This is a genomic window from Sphaerimonospora sp. CA-214678 (genome assembly GCF_050942215.1).
Classification (GTDB): domain Bacteria; phylum Actinomycetota; class Actinomycetes; order Streptosporangiales; family Streptosporangiaceae; genus Sphaerimonospora.
On the sequence record NZ_CP192056.1, the window covers coordinates 5,650,308 to 5,668,509 of the forward strand.

General features: G+C 68.9%; 16 protein-coding genes. 12 read left to right on the forward strand and 4 right to left on the reverse strand.

Features of this window, described 5'->3' with window-relative positions:
* Positions 1-8: 8 nt before the first annotated feature.
* Together ACQP1K_RS25250 and ACQP1K_RS25255 are read left to right on the forward strand one after the other, a co-directional pair.
* Positions 9-1,424, forward strand: coding sequence for a VanZ family protein (locus ACQP1K_RS25250; protein ID WP_433498176.1), 1,416 nt, complete (start codon positions 9-11; stop codon positions 1,422-1,424).
* Between the two features lie 299 nt (positions 1,425-1,723).
* Entirely contained in the window at positions 1,724-1,852 is a 129-nt protein-coding gene (locus tag ACQP1K_RS25255; RefSeq protein ID WP_433498177.1) for a hypothetical protein, read from the forward strand.
* A gap of 306 nt (positions 1,853-2,158) precedes the next feature.
* On the opposite strand, the gene ACQP1K_RS25260 is transcribed toward ACQP1K_RS25255, so the two are convergent.
* Positions 2,159-2,965, reverse strand: coding sequence for a DUF2249 domain-containing protein (locus ACQP1K_RS25260; protein ID WP_433498178.1), 807 nt, complete (start codon positions 2,963-2,965; stop codon positions 2,159-2,161).
* Positions 2,966-3,073: 108 nt separating this feature from the next.
* Between ACQP1K_RS25260 and ACQP1K_RS25265 the strand changes: the two genes are divergently transcribed.
* From ACQP1K_RS25265 to ACQP1K_RS25280, 4 genes are read left to right on the forward strand one after another with little or no spacing between them, the layout of a single operon-like run.
* The gene (locus ACQP1K_RS25265; RefSeq protein WP_433498179.1) at positions 3,074-4,081 is read left to right on the forward strand and encodes a helix-turn-helix transcriptional regulator; all 1,008 of its coding nucleotides are present in this window, start codon (positions 3,074-3,076) and stop codon (positions 4,079-4,081) included.
* Complete coding sequence (locus tag ACQP1K_RS25270; protein ID WP_433498180.1) at positions 4,078-5,238, forward strand: hypothetical protein; 1,161 nt, start codon at positions 4,078-4,080, stop codon at positions 5,236-5,238. The genes ACQP1K_RS25265 and ACQP1K_RS25270 overlap by 4 nt, the downstream gene beginning before the upstream one ends.
* Positions 5,235-7,832 (forward strand): multicopper oxidase domain-containing protein, encoded by a 2,598-nt coding sequence (locus tag ACQP1K_RS25275; RefSeq protein ID WP_433498181.1) that lies wholly within the window; start codon positions 5,235-5,237, stop codon positions 7,830-7,832. The genes ACQP1K_RS25270 and ACQP1K_RS25275 overlap by 4 nt, the downstream gene beginning before the upstream one ends.
* Complete coding sequence (locus tag ACQP1K_RS25280; RefSeq protein ID WP_433498182.1) at positions 7,829-8,266, forward strand: hypothetical protein; 438 nt, start codon at positions 7,829-7,831, stop codon at positions 8,264-8,266. The genes ACQP1K_RS25275 and ACQP1K_RS25280 overlap by 4 nt, the downstream gene beginning before the upstream one ends.
* Positions 8,267-8,470: 204 nt before the next feature.
* On the opposite strand, the gene ACQP1K_RS25285 is transcribed toward ACQP1K_RS25280, so the two are convergent.
* Positions 8,471-9,691 (reverse strand): glycosyltransferase family 4 protein, encoded by a 1,221-nt coding sequence (locus ACQP1K_RS25285; protein ID WP_433498183.1) that lies wholly within the window; start codon positions 9,689-9,691, stop codon positions 8,471-8,473.
* Positions 9,688-10,515, reverse strand: coding sequence for a sulfotransferase family protein (locus tag ACQP1K_RS25290; protein WP_433498184.1), 828 nt, complete (start codon positions 10,513-10,515; stop codon positions 9,688-9,690). The genes ACQP1K_RS25285 and ACQP1K_RS25290 overlap by 4 nt, the downstream gene beginning before the upstream one ends.
* Positions 10,516-10,841: 326 nt before the next feature.
* Here ACQP1K_RS25290 and ACQP1K_RS25295 point away from each other — a divergent pair, with 326 nt between their 5' ends.
* Positions 10,842-12,401, forward strand: a complete 1,560-nt coding sequence (locus ACQP1K_RS25295; protein ID WP_433498185.1) for a M28 family metallopeptidase — start codon at positions 10,842-10,844, stop codon at positions 12,399-12,401.
* A 71-nt stretch (positions 12,402-12,472) separates the two neighbouring features.
* On the opposite strand, the gene ACQP1K_RS25300 is transcribed toward ACQP1K_RS25295, so the two are convergent.
* Positions 12,473-12,787: a hypothetical protein gene (locus ACQP1K_RS25300; RefSeq protein ID WP_433496764.1), complete on the reverse strand. Its 315-nt coding sequence runs from the start codon at positions 12,785-12,787 to the stop codon at positions 12,473-12,475.
* 102 nt (positions 12,788-12,889) lie between these two features.
* Here ACQP1K_RS25300 and ACQP1K_RS25305 point away from each other — a divergent pair, with 102 nt between their 5' ends.
* The 5 genes from ACQP1K_RS25305 (at position 12,890) to ACQP1K_RS25325 (ending at position 18,108) form a co-directional block, all read left to right on the forward strand.
* Positions 12,890-14,086, forward strand: coding sequence for an IS630 family transposase (locus ACQP1K_RS25305; RefSeq protein WP_433498186.1), 1,197 nt, complete (start codon positions 12,890-12,892; stop codon positions 14,084-14,086).
* A gap of 440 nt (positions 14,087-14,526) precedes the next feature.
* Entirely contained in the window at positions 14,527-15,345 is an 819-nt protein-coding gene (locus ACQP1K_RS25310) for a glycosyltransferase family 2 protein (protein WP_433498187.1), read from the forward strand.
* Complete coding sequence (locus tag ACQP1K_RS25315) at positions 15,342-16,400, forward strand: glycosyltransferase family 9 protein (protein WP_433498188.1); 1,059 nt, start codon at positions 15,342-15,344, stop codon at positions 16,398-16,400. The genes ACQP1K_RS25310 and ACQP1K_RS25315 overlap by 4 nt, the downstream gene beginning before the upstream one ends.
* A gap of 272 nt (positions 16,401-16,672) precedes the next feature.
* Positions 16,673-17,248 carry a hypothetical protein gene (locus ACQP1K_RS25320; protein WP_433498189.1) on the forward strand — a complete coding sequence of 192 codons (576 nt, stop codon included), beginning with the start codon at positions 16,673-16,675 and terminating at the stop codon, positions 17,246-17,248.
* A gap of 242 nt (positions 17,249-17,490) precedes the next feature.
* Positions 17,491-18,108, forward strand: a complete 618-nt coding sequence (locus ACQP1K_RS25325; RefSeq protein WP_433498190.1) for an SH3 domain-containing protein — start codon at positions 17,491-17,493, stop codon at positions 18,106-18,108.
* Positions 18,109-18,202: the final 94 nt, after the last annotated feature.

Consider the following 18,202-nt stretch of genomic DNA (forward strand, 5'->3'; position numbering starts at 1 on the left):
TAGCCGCAGTGCTGGGGCAGCTCCAAACTGTCCCAGCACTGCAAGAACTGCCTCATCTGAAAAGGGATTCAGTGTTTCCCGTCGTACTCCAGAGAAACCCGGAACTCATATTAATTTCTGTGTTAATGGGCCTGGCTTCCTCCGTGCTCGCAGTCGCTTGGGCAAGGAAGAGAGGTGCTCCGTCGGGCCCGACAGTACTCTTCGCGCTAGCGTTGACAGTCGTCCTGACTTCTACACTTATCCCCATCAGCAAAGTCGCCAACGGTAGCGGCTACTGCACTCTTCCCTCGTCCTGGGATGGAATGTTGGACGATTCCGGCATGCTTAATGTGGCACTCTTCGTTCCCTTGGGTTTCTTCTCGACTCTGATTCTTAGACGGGCATCACTGGCAATTGTCGGTGCGATCACACTTTCGGCAGCCATCGAACTTTGCCAAGCTCTTATCCCTATGATCTCGCGACGGTGTGACTCGTCCGACTTTCTCGCTAATTCTCTTGGCGCCACAATCGGTGTGGCAATCGCCTTCGGAATCATGCGTCACATTAAGGCCGAATACAATATTTGCTCGGTTCGCAAATTGTGGGCTACTCTCGGGTGCGCTGTTTGTACCATCGGCATCATCGGTGGAGTGGGACTTGATTGGCACCCTTCTTCGACAGCGTCTAGCGTCGGATGGGTTGAGATGGGGGAATCTGACCAGAGGAGAGGTAAGGCTATCGTCTATAAACTATTGGGACGAGACGTTCGAGTTGACAGCATTCGCCTGATGAATGATGTTAACGATGGCGTTGCGAAGTCGGTTGCCATGGTTCAATTCGACGGCGGGATTCTTTATATCGACTGGAGCTCCGGAGAGCCTTTCCATGCAGAATTTGGCACATCCATCGGTCAACGCCCCCTGGACTTGTTGGCCCCCATATCCGATTCGGTCGAAATGAACGAAAAGAGCGCCGCGAAACGCGCTCAGGAATTTGTCCGAAACCTTGCTTGGCCAAACACAGATAAGGCACCGAAAGCGAGTGCAAATGGCGACGCGAGTCAAGGGTTCATCGTTAGCTGGAGAGAACGAGAAGGTGGCGTCCTTCTGCCTTTCAGACTCGACGTATTGATTGGGCCTACTGGGGAGGTAACAGGATTCGATGGCAACCCCATCCAGCTTTCGAGCCCATTACCGCCGGTCAGGGTGGGCGAGAACGAGGCAAAGAGCATAGCGACATCGAAGGTGTCGGACCACAAAATTGGATCGGTGGAACTCCTGGCCGAACAGGTGGAGGGAACATGGATTCCAGTTTGGGCGATCGGCTTGACTAGTGACGGAAGTAGCCTTGGAAACCAAGACCGGTGGGTGGTTGTCATCGACGCTACAAAACCTCGCATAATTAGGACTATCGACCCCTCAGGATCACCGGTCGTTGATTCGTGATATCGACTCTTGTAGTTATGGTCGAGGCGGTCGCGGTGGGGCATTCGTCTATGAGGCATGGCCGGTACTTGATCGTCTTCGGGCCGCGCTCGCTAACGCGGATGAGTTGGGAGAGATCAGAGGGGGCGAGATTGACCAGGACGCCGCGTTAAGCAGGGAGCAGGAGTAGGCCATCATCCGGTGGCGGATCACTGGCCCGCACCGGTTCTGATCAGATCCCGCGCCGAGCGCCCCCGCTAGCGTTCTCCGAGCTCGGCGAGGGGGGCTGGACGCGCTGAGGGACGACGACGGACAGGGCGATGACCGTGCTGCTGCGCCGTACGCTGGGAATGGTCAGAGTGCGGTCGATGACGGACTGGGTGTGCTCGTTGAGTCACAACTGGAAGTTCGCCAAGACCGTCAAGGCCCACCTCGCGACCCTCCCCTGATCACGCTTCCCGATCAGGGGAGGGTCGCGAGGTGGGCGCACCGGGAGAGCTTCCCCTACCGGGACCTCCCAGCGCCGGCGTCGGCGTTTCAAGAGCCCGGAGACGTCACCGAAGAGGTCCGAAGTCGTTTCGGGGAAGCCCGTGGACGTTGCCGGAAGGCCCGGAATGCGGAGTACGGGCCATCGGATCCGGTGAAGCGGGACCTTGGTCCCTGCCGTCGACCCGGGCATCCCGGAGACGCTGTCCCTCGTGAGGAGAGCGGAGCCCACCCGGACCGGGCCACGGGCGTGCCTCCGGTCAGCACGGTCAGAGCCGCCCGATCCGCACCCGCCACACCTCGGGGCCGGACTCGACGTAGCCCCAGTCGAACTCGCCCGGGTGCTGGGCGGCGAACTGGTAGTAGAGCGGCTTCGGGTCGTGGTCGTTTACCAGCACGAACGCCTCCTTCGGGCCGAGAGCGCGGAAGGTCGCGAAGATCTCCTCGTGCCGCCGGCCGTGCGCCAGACGCCGTACGTCCAACTCGCCGTCCACGACCTCCGCACTCGTGTCGGCGGCCGCGGCGTCGTCGTGACCGCCGCCGCACGTGCATCCGCCGTGCCCCTGCGCCTCTTCCGCTCCGTGGTCCGTCCCGTGCGCGTGGCCGGCCTCACCGAGGATCTCGTGCATGCCGCCCAGCAGCGCGTCGAGGTCGACACCGGCGTCGACGAGCGTCGGGAGCAGGACGTCGTTCTCCTTCACCAGGTGCGACTGGAACATCGCGTTCAGCGCGGCGGCGGAACCGGCGATCTCACCGGGGGTGCGGGCCTTCTCCAGCGCGTCCACCAGGTCGCGCAGCTCGGTGTGCTCGCCCGTCATGGCGCGCACCAGCAGCGCGGCCTCGGCCAGCTTCGCGCCCGTGGCGTACAGCGTCTGCTCCTCGGCGATCGCGTGGGGAAGCACCTCTTCCCGGCAGAAGGCGACCATCGTCGCCTGCCTGGTGGACGGGGAGGAGAGCTGGTCGACCGCGCGTCCGATGGTGAGCGCGTGATCCTCCATCGTCCGGCCGAGCCTCCGGTGATGGTCACGGATCGCCTGCACCGTCGCTTGCTGGTCCTTCTCGCCGGTAACGGTCATCTAAGGCTCCTCACCTCGTGCCTGCCCGGGGGCCGGCATCGTCTTCTCCCTCCGGGCCGACTGCCGGAAGGTGTTTTCACGGTCTCGGCTGTATTTATACTACATACCGTGGAAACTCGACGGGTCACTCAAAGCCAGCCGGCGCAGAGCCGGACGACTAAGGGCCGGCCGGAGCAGGGCCGGGCGGAGCAGGGCCGGGCGGAGCAGGGCCGGGCGGAGCAGGGCCGGGCGGAGCAGGGCCAGGCGACTCGGCGCGCGGCGGCCCGGCGTGCGACCGGCGACCGCGGCCGAGACATCGATCCGCACGCCCACCGAGTGCTGGCGGACGTGAGCCGTGTGGCCGTCCTGGAGACGCTGCGACGAGCAGACCGCCCGATGGCCATTCCCGAGATCGCCGCCGAGGTCGGTCTGCATCCCAACACCGTGCGCGGCCATCTCTCGCTCCTGGTCGAACACGGCTACGTGACCGAGGGACGGGAGGACCGCGAACGGCCCGGCCGCCCCCGCCTGCTCTACTCGGCGACGGCGGAACGCGGCGGGGACGAGCGGCGCAACTATCGGCTGCTCGCCGAGGTGCTGCTCTCCTACCTCGGCGGCCTGGACGGCGATCGGGGGGCGGCCGCGATCGCCGCAGGTCGCGCGTACGGCGAGCGTGTCGGGAGACGCACCGAGAACCGGACGGCACACGTCTCCCCCGCCGAAACGGCGACGGACGAGGCGGCGGACGGCCGCCCGCACCCGGATGACAACTCGCCGATGGAGACCGCGCTCGCGGCGACGACCGCCGAGATCGTGGCCCTGCTCGACGAGGCCGGTTTCGATCCGCTGCCGATCGGCGACGGCTCCCGCATCGAGCTGCACCGCTGTCCGTTCCACGAGCTCGCCCAGGCCGACCCCGAGGTCGTCTGCGGCGTGCACCTCGGCCTCATGCAGGGGGCGCTCGCCGAGATGGGCGCCCCGCCCGACGCCGTCGGCCTGACCCCGTTCGTACGGCCCGACCTGTGCGTCGCCACACTGCACGACCACGACCACGACCACGACCACGACCACGACCAGCCTCCCGGTCGCGGGGGGACCGCGTGCTCGTGCGACGGCGCCGGAGGCCCCGGATCATGAAAGCAGGAGCCCCACCACCACGCGCCGGAGCCGCTGTCAACCGGTTCCCGCTGCTTGCGGGCGCCATGCTGTCCATCGCCGCCGGGCTCTGGGGCGGGCTGAGCCTGCTCGGCACCGGCGTACCCGTGCCGAGCACGGCCCTGGCCCCCCAGCACGGCCCGCTGATGGCGCTCGGTTTCCTTGGCACACTCATCTCACTCGAGCGCGCGGTCGCCCTGGGCCGCCCGTGGGGCTACGCCGCGCCCGCCCTGGCCGCCGTCGGCGCGCTCGCCGGCGCGGCGGGGTTCGCGCGGCCCGGACAGGTGCTGCTCACCGCGGCGGCCGGCTGGTTCCTCGCCGTCTATCTCGTGCTGCTCGCCCGCCGGCCCGGCCGCGAGGTCGTCGTCCAGATGTGCGGCGCCGTCGCCTGGTACGTCGGCGGCCTGCTGTGGCTGCGCGGGCTCTCGATCGCGGATCTGGTGCCCTGGCTGATGGCGTTCCTCGTGCTCACGATCGCGGGAGAACGGCTCGAACTGGCCCACGTGGGCTTCCTGCCCGGCCAGGCGAAAGGCCGCCGGGCGAGCGACGGCATCCTCGCCGCCATGGGAGTGCTCGGCGCCGGCGTGATCGTCTCGGTGCCCTGGCCGGCGGTCGGATGGCGGATGGCCGGTCTGGGCATGGTCCTGCTGTCGGGACTGCTGGTCGTCCATGACATCGCACGTAAGACCGTGCGATCGACCGGCCTGCCGCGTTTCGCCGCCGTCTGCCTGCTCGCCGGCTACGCCTGGCTGATCCTGGCCGGCGGGCTGTGGGCGACCTTCGGACGGCCGGAGACCGGCGGCATCTACGACGCCTCGCTGCACGCGGTGTTCCTCGGGTTCGTCATGTCGATGGTGTTCGGTCACGCGCCGGTCATCCTGCCCGCCGTACTACGCGTGCGGCTGCCGTACCACCCGATGCTGTACGGTCCGCTCGCGCTGCTGCACGCCGCCCTGCTGGTGCGTGTCGCCGGCGACCTCGGCGGGGTGCCGGCCGCCCGCACGATCGGCGGGGTGCTGGGCGAGGTGTCGCTGCTGGCGTTCGCCGGCGCCGCCGTGCTCACCCGCTACGCCGTTCCCTCTCGTCGGACGGGCGCGGCCGCCCGCACGTCTCGCTCTCAAAATATGGAGTCGACATGACATCGGTCGATGTGCACATCGGGGCCCCGGGCCCCCGGCCGACGCCACCTACGCAGCGCCGTTCGCGCGCGTCCTGGCACGCGGTGGCCAACGCGGTCGTGCTGGCCTGGCTCGCGCTGGCGGGTGTCGCGGCGCTCACGCACGTTCGGCTGCCGGCTCCCGAGTGGCTGGTGATCCACGTGTTCCTGCTCGGCGCGGTGACGAACGCCATCGTGACCTGGACGGAGCACTTCGCGATCGCGCTGCTGCGCCACAGCGAGCCGGCGCCCTGGGTGCGCCCGGTCCGGCTCGCGGCCCTGAACACCGGCGTGATGTCGGTGCTCTACGGCGGCTCCTACGGCCCCGTTCACCTGGGCGTCGCCGGAGCGGCGATCGTGGTCGGCGTGGTCGGCTGGCATGTGGGGATCCTCGCCGCGTGGACGAGGCGGGCACTCGGCGGCCGCTTCGCGCACGTGGTCGCCTGGTACGTCTGCGCCGGAGTCGCGCTCGTCGCCGGGGGGACTCTGGGCGGGCTGATGCTCGCCGGATGGCCGCCGGGCATCGGCACCACACGATTGGAGGCCGCGCACCTCCACATCAACCTGCTCGGCTGGGTCGGCCTGGCCGTACTGGGCACGCTGTTCACCTTCTGGCCCACGGTGCTGCGCACCCAGGTCGCGGACGGAAGCGACTTGATCGCACGTCGCTCCCTGCGCCTGGCCGCACCCGGCCTCGTGGTGACGGTGGGCGGATTCCTGGGCGGCGTCCGCTGGGTCGCGGTGGCCGGACTGCTGCTGTACGCCGCGGCGGCCGCGCTCGCGCTCGTGCCGTTTCTCCGTACGGCACGGCGCCGGCGGCCGCACACGCCGGCCTCGTGGATGCTCGCCGCCGGCACCGTGTGGTTCATCGTGGCGGTGGTCACCGATCTGTCCGTGGTGGCCACCCGCGCCGCCGACCAAGTGGCGGACGCCATCGAACCGCTGGTGCCGTTCATCCTGGTGGGCTTCGTCGGGCAGACCCTACTCGGCGCGCTGACCTTCCTCCTGCCCGTGGTGCTCGGCGGCGGGCCCGCCGCGCTCAAGCGGAACGCCGCACTGCTGGAGCGGGGCTGGATCGTCCGGGTGATCATGGTGAACATCGCGGTGCCGCTGGTCGTACTGCCCGTGCCCGCCCGGGTGTCGCAGGTCGCTTGGGCGCTCGTGCTGGCAGCGCTGGGGGCCTTCGTCGTGCTCGCCGCCGTCACCGTGTTCCGGGCGCGCGGCCCGCACGTCTCGCCGTCCGTGGGAGGCGTGGTGGTCGGCGTGCTGGCCACGGCGCTGGCCGTGGCCGTCGCGCTCAGCGGCGGTCCGGGAGTGACGACGCAGGGCGGCGCCGGGGCCACCACCCAGGTCGGCACGGGCGTCCAGACGGTGGAGGTCACCCTGGTCGGCATGCGGATCAGCCCGGCGACGATCAAGGCGCCCCCGGGCACCCGGCTCGTGCTGCGGGTGACCAACCGGGACGCCCAGCAGCACGACCTTCGCCTCGCCACCGGCCAGCAGACCCCGATGCTCGGCCCCGGGCAGACCGCGACGCTCGAAGTGCCCCCGCTCACCGGCCCGATCGACGGCTGGTGCACGGTCCCCGGCCACCGCGCGGCCGGAATGACCATGCGCATCGAGGTCGCGGGCGCCGCCGCCGGATCCGGCGGCGGCGAGGAGACCGGGCAGGCTCCGACGGATCACATGGATCACGCCGCGAGCGGCCCGCTCAACCTGGCCGCGTCGATGAGCCCGGGATGGCGTCCGTACGACGCGACCCTGCGCCCGGCGCCCGGCGGCACCGAGCACGAGGTCGAGATCCGCGCCGTCCAGAAGGAGATCGAGGTCGCGCCCGGGGTGCGGCAGCGGATGTGGACCTTCGGCGGCACGGTCCCGGGGCCCGTGCTGCGGGGCAAGGTCGGCGACGTGTTCACGATCACGCTGATCAACGACGACACGATGGGGCACGGCATCGACTTCCACGCCGGGTCGCTCGCGCCCGACGTTCCGATGCGGACCATCCAGCCCGGTGAGCGCCTCACCTACCGGTTCCGGGCCGAGCGCGCCGGAGCCTGGCTCTACCACTGCTCGACGATGCCGATGCTCCAGCACATCGCCAACGGCATGTACGGCGCGGTCATCATCGATCCGCCGGACCTGGCCAAGGCCGATCGGGAGTACGTGCTCGTGCAGGGCGAGCTGTACCTCGGGGAGCCGGGCAGCACCGGGCAGGTCGCCAAGATGCACGACGGCAGGCCGGACGCCTGGATGTTCAACGGCACGGCCGCCGGTTACGATCACGCCCCGCTGACCGCCCGCCCGGGCGAGCGGGTCCGGGTGTGGGTGGTGGCCGCCGGTCCGGCCTCGGGCACGGCCTTCCACATCGTGGGGGCGCAGTTCGACACCGTCTACAAGGAGGGCGCCTATCTGCTCCGCCCCGGTGGCGACGGCGGCTCCCAGGTGCTCGATCTGGCCGCGGCCCAGGGCGGATTCGTGGAAACCGTCTTCCCCGAGCCCGGTCATTATCCTTTCGTCGACCATGACATGCGCCACGGCGAGGCCGGCGCGCACGGCATCTTCGAGGTGACCCGTTGACCTGGTGGTCCGTTATCCGCTTCCTGCATGTCACCACGGCGGCGCTGTGGGTCGGCGGGCAGCTCACCGTCTCGCTCATCGTCCTGCCGCTGGCCCGGCGTCTGCTGGAGACGGACCAGCGTGGCCGGGTGCTCCGCGAGGTCGGCCGCCGCTTCGGCATGTTCACGGGGGCGTTCTTCCTTCCCGTGCAGATCTCCAGCGGGATCGCCATGGCCGTGCACAAGGGCGTCACCTGGGAGTCGCTCACCTATCCCGGCTACGGCCGGACGCTCACGGCCAAGTTGCTGCTCTTCGTCCTGGTCATGATCGCGGCCACGCTGCACGGCTGGGCCAACGGGCGGGGAATGAAGGTGTTCGCGCGCATCATGGCCGTCTCCTCACTCGTCGGCTCCGTCGGCATCATCCTGCTGGCCACCGCCCTGCCCGTCACCTGATCCCCCCCACCCCTCCCGCGTGATCTTGCAGTTGCTGGCAGAAAGGCGCTCTCACCAGCTCGTTCACCTCCCGTGATCTTGCAGAAACTCGCACACCTCCCCGTTGAACAGGGAAGACATCATCCGTGATCTTGCACTTATGACTGCAAGATCACGGATGCTAAAACCGCAGGTGGGAGGGACCATGTGCGAGTTTCTGCAAGATCACGATGGGAGTCTGGGCACGCCACGGGCCTTCTCTGCAAGCTTTTGCAAGATCACGGGGGTGGTGGTGGGGGTTTTGGCCGTCGCGAGTTCGGTGAAGAGGTTCTCCCAGAGCGGCATGACCGCGCCGCGGCCGTAGCCCCTGGCGGTGATCGCCGCCGCCGTGCCCAGCCGTACCCGCAGGTCCCGGTCGGACATGAGCCGGTCGAGGGCGGCGGCGAGCGCGTCGACGTCCTTGGGCGGAACGACGAGCCCGTCGACCTCGTGGGTCAGCACATCGCCGGGTCCGGTCGGGCAGTCGAAGGCGGCGATCGGCAGCGCGTGGGTCATCGCCTCGATCATCACCATGGGCAGGCCTTCGAAGCGCGAGCTGAGCGCGTAGATCGACGCGTCGGCCAGTTCCTCGTGCAGCCGGTTCGTACGGCCACGCAGCGAGACGCGCCGGCTCAGGCCGTACTCGTCGATGAGCCCGCGCAGCCGGTCCCGTCTCGGGCCGCTGCCGAAGACGCGCAGCCGCCACTCCGGGTGCCGCTCGGCCACCTGGGCGAACGCCTGGATGAGCAGGTCGAACCCCTTCTGCGGGACGAGACGGCCGGCGGCGATCACGACCGGGTTCTCCTGGCGCGTGGGCTCGCCGTCCACGACGTCGACCGCGTTGGGGATGCGCACGATCTTCGTGTCCGGCAGCAGGCGCCGATATTCCTGCTGGTTCGTCGCGGTCAGTACGGCTATCGCGTCGAACTTGCCGTAGTACCGGGCGATCTCCTGACGGACCGGCTCCGGGTAGGCGGCCAGGTTCATGTGCTCCTGGGCCACCCGTACGACCGATTCGGGAGCGCAGCGGGCCGCGATGAGGTTCAGCGCCGGCCTGGTGGTGACCAGGATGCCGCCGTCCAGCGACGAGACGTAGTCGATGACGGCCTTCTCGACCCGTTCGGTGAAGTATCCCGCGGCGAACTCCCCCTGGGGAACGATCTTGCCGCGCACCCGGCGCCAGACGCGGCGGCCGAGAGAGTCGGATCGCACGCCGTCCCGCTGGTCGACCAGCGCTGTCAGCCCGACGCGCGGGTCGATGTGGAACTGCGGTTCTTCGCGGCGCCGTACGACGCTCACGATCTCGACCTCGTGGCCGAACTCGGCCATCGCGTTCGCCTGGTTGATGACGGTCCGGATCGTGCCGCCCATGCCGTAGGCGTGCAGAAGCAGGTAACGGATCTTCATATCCGCCTCTCCGACTTCGACAGGTAGTCCCAGTTGCGGCAGATCGGTTTCAGCGCCTCGGGGACCGAGCCGGGATCCGGCAGCGAGCGGCCGGGCTGCACGCTGCCGCTGCGGATCTTGTCCTTCCAGTCGCCGAGGCCCTTCTGCAGCACCGTCTGCTCGCCGTACTCCAGCATCCCCGGCTCCCAGGGGATGCCGAGGAACTCGCAGATGCCGCGGGTCTCCCGCTCGGGTTCCTCGGTCAGGTCCTCGTAGCGCACGGTATGACCGGTCAGCGCCTTCCTCGCCCGCTGCACCGCCTTCATGTACCGCAGGGCGTCGGCCACCGCCTCGTCGTAGGTCCGCTTCTCCGGGCTCGCCTCGTGCCAGGAGGTGGCGATGGACGCGGGATGGCGCAGCAGGAAGATGTACCTCGCGTCCGGCCAGCAGGTGGCGATGCGCTGGTAGGCGAAGGCGTTGGCAGGCGTCTTGTCCACGATGAACCGCTTGCCGCTGCGGACGAGTTCGCGGTGCAGCACCCGATCCCACAGCAGGTGCTCGAGATCGGCCCGGTTGTGGCCGAGCGCCGCCATCGCCCGCTCCGCCAGCGAAGTGCCGAACCCCACGCTCAGGCGACGCACGTGCAGCTCATGCGGGGCATGAAGCTGTGAGTGAGCATTCAGAATCGAGCGCAGCAGGGTCGAGCCCGACCGCACGGGAGAGATGATGAAGATCGGTGACTCCAGCAGCCGGTCGTTCCGTGGATCGGCCGGCGGCCGTACGGCCACCTCATCGGGCGGGTTCTGGACCTGGGCTTTTCCCGGTACGGCGGGAGAGATCGCCACTGTGGACGGCGACCCCACTTTCCCTACTCGTTTGACCTGGATTCCCGTGTATCTGACCAGCGCATTATTGACCTTGCGGTGCCATGCCATGCCCACCCAAGTTACCGAACCTTCCTGGAAGGCAGCTGAGAGTCAGCCGCAGAAACCGATATAGAGTGCCAAACTACACAAACCACCCCCAAGCGGGCAGGCATCCCCCGCTGATCTCCATAACAACTGGGACGAGGGATGCTGACAGCCCTTCACGGACGCCTTGACAGCCGCTAGGTTTCCCGATCAACACCACTACGGGGACTTTCCAGACATTGGACCCGAAGGAGAGCCCAATGCCCTTCACCCTCGGCAGGGGGATCGGCGCCGCCACCGCGGCCGTCGCCCTCGTGCTCCCTCTCTCGCTGGCGGCACCCGCGAGCGCGGACCCAGATCCCGGGCGATTGATCCAGTCGGTCGTCGCATCGGGCGTGAAGCAGCACCTGCGGAAGTTCCAGCAGATCGCCGACGCCAACGGCGGCAACCGGGCGGCCGGGACCTCCGGCTACGACGCGTCCCGCGACTACGTGGCGGGCGTGCTGAAGAAGGCCGGCTACACGGTGACACTCCAGGCATTCCAGTTCCCCTTCTTCTCGGAGAACTCCACCGGTGTGCTGCAGCGCACCGCCCCCACCCCCAAGACCTACGTGCCCACTCCCCCCGACGGCAGCTCAATCGGCGACTTCGCCACCATGATCTACTCCGGGGCCGGCGACGTGACGGCTCCCGTACAGAACATCGACCTCACCCTGCCACCGGGCGAGCCGAACTCCTCCACCTCCGGCTGCGAGGCCGCCGACTTCGCCGGCTTCACCCCCGGCAACATCGCCCTGCTCCAGCGCGGCACCTGCTCCTTCCAGGAGAAGGCGGAGAACGCGCAGGCCGCAGGCGCGGCCGGGGCGATCATCTTCAACGAGGGGCAGGAGGACAGGACCGAGACGCTCAAGGGCACCCTGGGCGAGCCGAACGTCAAGATCCCCGTGGTGGGCGCGAGCTTCGCCACCGGTCAGGACCTCGCGGCCGCCGGGACCACGGTCCGGCTCAAGGCGGACACCATCAGCGAGACACGGACCACGCACAACGTCATCGCGGACTCCAGGTGGGGGAACGCGAAGAAGGTCGTCCACCTCGGCGCCCATCTCGACAGCGTGCTCGCCGGGCCGGGCATCAACGACAACGGCTCCGGCAGCGCCGCGATCCTCGAGGTCGCGAAGGCACTCGGCAAGGTCCCCACGAAGAACAGGCTGCGCTTCTCCTTCTGGAGCGCGGAGGAGCTGGGCCTACTCGGCGCCGAGCACTACGTCGCGACCCTGCCGGCGCAGGAGCTCGCCAACACCAAGCTGTACCTCAACTTCGACATGATCGGCTCGCCGAACTACGCGCTGAAGATCTACGACGGTGACGACTCCGACGCCGTGGGCGCACCCGCCGGGCCGGCCGGATCCGACGAGATCGAGAAGGTCTTCGAGAAGTACTTCAAGGCTCTCCGCCAGAAGTACGTGAGCACCGACTTCGACGGCCGGTCCGACTACGGACCCTTCATCGAGGCGGGCGTTCCGTCCGGTGGCCTGTTCACCGGCGCCGAAGGCGTCAAGACCGCCGAGGAGCAGAAGATGTTCGGCGGCACCGCCGGTCAGGCCTACGATCCCTGCTACCACCAGGCCTGCGACACCATCGCCAACATCAGCGACAGGGCGCTGGCACTGAACCTGGGCGCCATCGCCACCGCCGCCGTGACGTTCGCGTACGCGGGCAAGCTGCCCGGCGAGGGCCCGCGGCCCACCGCCCGTACGGCGTCCGCCGCGGTCACGTCCGCCGCCACCGCAGACGGCCACAGCCACGGGCTCGCCCGATAGGCCTGACTTAGTGGTCGTCGCTGGAAGTCCTTCGGGGGTTGACGGTTGGTGGGTCAGTGCGCTGCTCGTGATCAGCTGTTGGCGTTGGTCACGTAGAGGTCGCAGACCAGGTCGAGGGCCTCTTGCGGGCTGCCGGTGAACCAGATCGCATCCTCATAACCGCCCGTGCTGGGCGTATGGATCGCCAGCCCCCATCGGTGCGCCGATCCGCCATAGCGCAGCCGCATCAGCGGCAGCCGCTGGCCACCGGCGAGTTCCCCCTCGACGTAGCCGAACTGGCCGCGGTAGCGCACGTGAACGTCGGCCAGCTGGGGCCAGTGCTGCTTGGCGTGCAGAAACAGCCGCTGAGCCAGGGACGTCTTGGTCGAGGCGGGGATGGCAGGCATGGCCGATATCTTGCCGTCCCGGCGTGTCATTCGCCCACTATCGGCATGAATGCGGGCATTGTCGGCGAGTCACCGTGAAGATCGACTACAGAGAGTCCTCTGGTGCCCGTCCCCCGCGCCCGCCAGATCGTCTTGGCTGCCGCCGAACGCCGGCGGCTCAAGCAGCTGGCGTACTCCCACACCGCCCCTTACCAGCAGGTCATCCGCGTGCGGATCGTGCTGGACGCCGCGCACGGCTACTCCAACGCGAAGATCTCCCGACGCCGAGGCGTCACCGTGGACACCGTCCGCCTATGGCGCGGCCGATACGCCGACGAGGGCATGAAAGGACTGGCCGACCGGCCCCGCTCCGGGCGCCCGCCGAAGTTCACCCCGGTCCAGGTCGCCGAGATCAAAGCGCTGGCCTGCCAACTGCCGGCCGAAACCGGGGTGCCGCTATCGCGCTGGAGCTGCCCCGACCTGGCCGGCGAAGTCGTCGCCCGGGGCATCGCCGCGGCGATCTCCGCCTCCACCGTCCGCCGGATCCTGGCCGCTGACGCGCTCAAGCCCTGGCAATACCAGACGTGGATCTTCATCCGCGACCCCGACTTCGCCGCCAAAGCGAGCAAAGTGCTGGACCTATACGCCCGCACCTGGGATGGCCTGTCCCTGGGCGACGACGAGTATGTGATCTCCGCCGATGAGAAGACCTCCATCCAGGCCCGCTGCCGCTGCCACCCCACCCTGCCGCCCGGGGCCGCCCGGATGATGCGGGTCAACCACGACTACGAACGCGGCGGCGCGCTGGCCTACCAGGCCGCCTACGACGTCCACCGCGCCCACGTGTTCGGCCGCTGCTCGGCCAAGACCGGCATCGTGCCGTTCATGGACCTGGTCGAGCAGGTCATGACCCAAGAGCCCTACGCCTCGGCCAAGCGGGTGTTCTGGGTCGTCGACAACGGCTCCTCCCACCGTGGCAAGGCCGCCGCCGACCGGCTGACCGCGCGGTTCCCCAACGCGGTCATGGTGCACACGCCCGTGCACGCCTCCTGGTTGAACCAGGTGGAAATCTTCTTCTCCATCGTGCAGCGCAAGGTCGTCACGCCCAACGACTTCACCAGCCTTGACGAGGTCGAAGACCGGCTCATCGCCTTCGAGCGGCGTTACAACGCCACCGCCCGGCCCTTCAGATGGAAGTTCACCCCGGCCGACCTCGAGGACCTGCTGGCCCGGATCGAGCGGCACGAACAGAAAGAGTCCAACCTCCAGCAGCACGATGACTGCGACCATCAGCCTGCCGTACTGGACGCCGCCGCGTAACCCCCGAGGGATTTACGAACACGACCACTTAGGCTGAACAGTTCCGAGAAGAGCGAGCCCCGAGAAATCGGGGCTCGTTCGCTTGTCGGGCCGGCGGCCCGATCCCCGTCCAGGCGGCTCGCAAGGCCGTTTCACGCCGGGTGGCCTGGACGGACTCTGGCAGGAAGCCTTCCGACCTGCACAGACAGGTTCGCCGATCTCGCAGTTTCTCTCAGGCAGGCCCTCTGACATGCACGTACACCTTTCGTGATCTCGCAGTGCCGGATCAAGTGCAAGATCACGGGCATCGTTTTCGCTGCTCAGACGACATACCTGCGAGGAACTGCAAGATCACGGACGGGAAATGCCTGCTCTTGGTGCCTGGGTGCGAGTTTTCGCAAGATCACGGCGTGGGGTTTGGGCGGTCGTTTGCCCGGTGACCTCACGGGTATCTGGCGCGCATGTTCGCCCCGTCAGACCTGGACGTGCTGGTGCCCACGCGAGACCGCCCCGGCGCGCTCGCGGTGACGCTCTCCGGCCTGGCCGCCCAGACGGCCGCCGGGTTCCGCGTGGTGATCTCCGACCAGTCGGGCACCCCCGCTGGCGAGGACCTCCTGGTGGCGGCGGCGATCCGGATCGTCTCCCACCGGGGGCGGCCGGTCGAGATCCACCGCCACGTCCCCCCACGGGGGATGGCGGAACAGCGGGCGTTCCTGCTGGGCCGGGCCGAGCGGCGGCTGGTGCTCTATCTGGACGACGACGTGTGGCTGGAGCCGCGGGCCGTGGAGGTACTGCTGGCCGCGATGGAGCGGCTGCGCTGTGGCTTCGTGGGGTACGCCCTGCACGGCCTGTCGTATCGGGACGACGTACGCCCCGATGAACTGGCGCCGTACGAACCCTGGAACGGCGAGGTGCGGCCCGAGCGGGTGCGGCGCGAGACCCCCGCGTGGCGGCGGCACACCCTGCACAACGCCGCCAACCCCCTGCACCTCGCCGAGAAGGTCGGGGCGGGTGACATCGAGTGGCAGCCGTACAAGGTGGCCTGGATCGGCGGCTGCGTGCTCTACGACCGCGCCCGGCTGGTGGAGTGCGGGGGGTTCGACTTCTGGCGCGGCGTGCCGCCCCGCCACGCGGGTGAGGACGTCGTCGCGCAGCTGCGGGTCATGGAGCGGTACGGCGGAGCCGGGCTGCTGCCCAGCCGGGCCTACCACCTGGAGCTGCCCACCACGGTCACCGACCGCCGCGCCGAGTGCTACGACCACGTCTTCGAGGCGACATGAGCACGCAGGTGGACGGGGTCCGGCGCATCGCCGTGCTGCGCGCCAACGCGCTCGGCGACCTGCTGCTGGCGCTGCCCGCGCTCGACTCCCTGCGCGGTGCCTACCCCGACGCGCGGATCACCCTGCTCGCCAGGTCTTGGCACGCCGGCCTCCTCACCAACCGGCCGGGACCGGTGGACGACGTGATCGCGCTGCCGCCGGTCACCGGCGTGTCCGAGGCCGCGGAGGGCCACCGGGCCCCCGAGGGCCTCTTCGACGAGTTGCGCCGCCACCGGTTCGACCTCGCGGTGCAGATGCACGGCGGCGGGCGCAACTCCAACCCGTTCGTGCGGCGGCTGGGTGCACGGGTGACGGCCGGGCTCTGCTCCCCCGACGCGGAACGCCTCGACCGCTGGGTGCCGTACGTGTACTACCAGCACGAGGTGCTGCGCTATCTGGAGGTCGCCGCCCTGGTCGGGGGGAGACCACCCGGTGGGGCGATGGACGTCTTCGAGCCCCGTCTCGCCGTGACCGACGCCGACCGGGCCGAGGCGACCGGCGTGCTCGGTGAGCCGCCGCCCGGCCTGGTGGCCCTGCATCCCGGCGCGAGCGATCCGCGGCGCAGGTGGCCGGCCGAGTGCTTCGCCGCCGTCGCCGACCGGCTCGGCCGACCGGTCGTCATCACGGGCACCGGCGAGGAGCGTGAGGTGGTCGAGAAGGTCGCCGCCGCGACGCGGACTCCGTCCGTACCGGCCGTGGACCTGCTGAGCATCGGCGGGCTGGCCGCGCTGTACGAGCGCTGCGCGCTGGTGATCTCCAATGACACCGGTCCCCGGCACCTGGCCGCCGCCGTCGGCACCCCCACCATCGGGATCTACTGGTGCGGCAACCTCATCAACGCGGGACCGCTGACGCGCACACGCCATCGGCCCCTGGTCTCCTGGACCGTCGCCTGCCCGGTCTGCGGGGCGAGCGGAGTCGACCCGAACGCGGCGCGCTGCCCCCACGACGTCTCCTGGGTGGCCGGGGTCTCCGTCGACGAGGTCGCCGAGCAGGCCGCCGATCTGCTCGGATGAGCTCCCGCTGTTGCTCTCGCCGCTGACCACTATCGTCGTGGCCGCCGCCACCGTGCCGGCCGGTCCCCGGCTCATCGCCACCGTCCGCACGTGTGCCGCCTCCCCCACCGCGTCGCCGGTCGTGTACTGGAGCTGTGCCGGACCCTTCGCGGTTCTGGCCTGCTCCCCGGTGCGGCTCGGGGGTCGTCTCAGGGTCGTCTGGGGGCGTCACCCGATGCCGGGCCGCCACCGGCAAGATCAGGATGGGCGCGTCCCCAACACAAGGAGCGCTCATGAACATACGTCATGCCTTCGTCGCGGCTCCCGTACTCTCACTCGCCTACGCGCTGATCAGAATCATCGACGGGTTCGACGGCAGCCGGGGGCCGGGCCTGGCCTGGACCAGCGGGCACCTGGCCTTCCTTACGGCACTGGCGCTGTTCGTGCCGATCATGTGGGAGATGCGCCGGCTGGCGGGCCGTACCGCCGCCGCCACCATCGCCGCCGTGGTCGGAACGGCCGGGGCCGTGGCCGCCATCGCGCAGTTCACCATCGACATCGTGGTCGGGTTCATGGCCGCCGACCACGAGGCGATGCGGGTGCTGTCCGACAAGGTGTCCTCGGTGCCCGGGGTGCCGCTGGTCGTCTACCAGGTCGGGCCGATGCTCTTCTACATCGGCCTGTTCGCGCTGGCCGCAGTACTTGCCGCGAAGGGCGTGCTCAAGGTGTGGGCCGTGCTGCTCATCCTGGCGGCCGTGGTGCTACCCGCGGCCTCCCTGGACCTCCTGCCGATCAGCTCGCTGCTCCTCCTCGGCGGCCTGCTGCCCCTGGCGCTACGCTCAGCAAGAGCCACCGCCGCCTTGCAGTGAAACGCTCCGCCCGCGCCGGTCGTGGTCGCCCACGAGTTCGTCGCCGGCATGATGCCGGCCGGATCGGACGGTGACCCGCGGCTCACCGTCCGAAACTCGTTCCGGTGTGACCGCCCGCGAAGGTAAAAGAAAAGAGGGGCGCTTGGGACGAGTGTAAACTCCCGGTAATCGGTCAACAACCTTCGGTGAAACTCACAGACCGGCCCCTCCCGGCGAGAGCGATGCGAACCGAAGGAGACATCGTGAGGATCGCCAAGCGGATCATCCCCGCGCTCACGGCCTGCGCCGCGGCGGGATGGCTCGTGATCACGGGGCCGTCCGCCCAGGCCGACATCGTCCACCCCGATCCCGAGACCGGGCAAACGTCCGGGATTCTCGTGCCGACGCAACCATCGGCGCTCTCCTGCACCTACAAGGTACGGAACGTGCGGAAGTCGAGCTTCCTCAACGTACGCAAGGGCCCCGGCCTGAAATATCGGCCGGTGGGCAGGCTCACCGTCGACAGCGGCCGCTTCGCCGGTGCCTGCTCACCGGCCGGCCACTGGGTCAAGATCGAGTTCGGCGACGGCGAGCGCGGCTGGGTGCACACCCACTATGTACGCAGGCTGCCCGCGACCACGGATGCCCCGAGCGTCCTGCCCGACCTGTCCTGCGCCTACCGGCTCAAGCATGTGCGCAAGTCGAGCTTCCTCAACGTACGCAAGGGCCCGAGCCCGCACCACCGGCGGATCGGCCGGCTGCGGGTGTCCGACGGGCGTTTCCTCGGCGCCTGCGACAGCACGCACGGCTGGACCGCGGTGAAGGCGGCGAACGGCAGATCAGGCTGGGCCTTCACCGACTACCTGCGCAGGGTCGCCTGACAGACCATCCTGGAGAACCAACCCCCGCCCCGCCCCCGGCCATCCCAGCGGCCGGGGGCGGGGTTCCTCGTCCATGGTCAGTGCGGACGGCCGG

Coding starts and splice junctions, on each gene's coding strand:
- ACQP1K_RS25255 (WP_433498177.1), top strand. CDS start 1,724: ATGACCGTGCTGCTGCGCCGTACGCTGGGAATGGTCAGAGTGCGGTCG.
- ACQP1K_RS25260 (WP_433498178.1), bottom strand. CDS start 2,965: ATGACCGTTACCGGCGAGAAGGACCAGCAAGCGACGGTGCAGGCGATC.
- ACQP1K_RS25270 (WP_433498180.1), top strand. CDS start 4,078: ATGAAAGCAGGAGCCCCACCACCACGCGCCGGAGCCGCTGTCAACCGG.
- ACQP1K_RS25275 (WP_433498181.1), top strand. CDS start 5,235: ATGACATCGGTCGATGTGCACATCGGGGCCCCGGGCCCCCGGCCGACG.
- ACQP1K_RS25285 (WP_433498183.1), bottom strand. CDS start 9,691: ATGAAGATCCGTTACCTGCTTCTGCACGCCTACGGCATGGGCGGCACG.
- ACQP1K_RS25295 (WP_433498185.1), top strand. CDS start 10,842: ATGCCCTTCACCCTCGGCAGGGGGATCGGCGCCGCCACCGCGGCCGTC.
- ACQP1K_RS25300 (WP_433496764.1), bottom strand. CDS start 12,787: ATGCCTGCCATCCCCGCCTCGACCAAGACGTCCCTGGCTCAGCGGCTG.
- ACQP1K_RS25310 (WP_433498187.1), top strand. CDS start 14,527: ATGTTCGCCCCGTCAGACCTGGACGTGCTGGTGCCCACGCGAGACCGC.
- ACQP1K_RS25315 (WP_433498188.1), top strand. CDS start 15,342: ATGAGCACGCAGGTGGACGGGGTCCGGCGCATCGCCGTGCTGCGCGCC.
- ACQP1K_RS25320 (WP_433498189.1), top strand. CDS start 16,673: ATGAACATACGTCATGCCTTCGTCGCGGCTCCCGTACTCTCACTCGCC.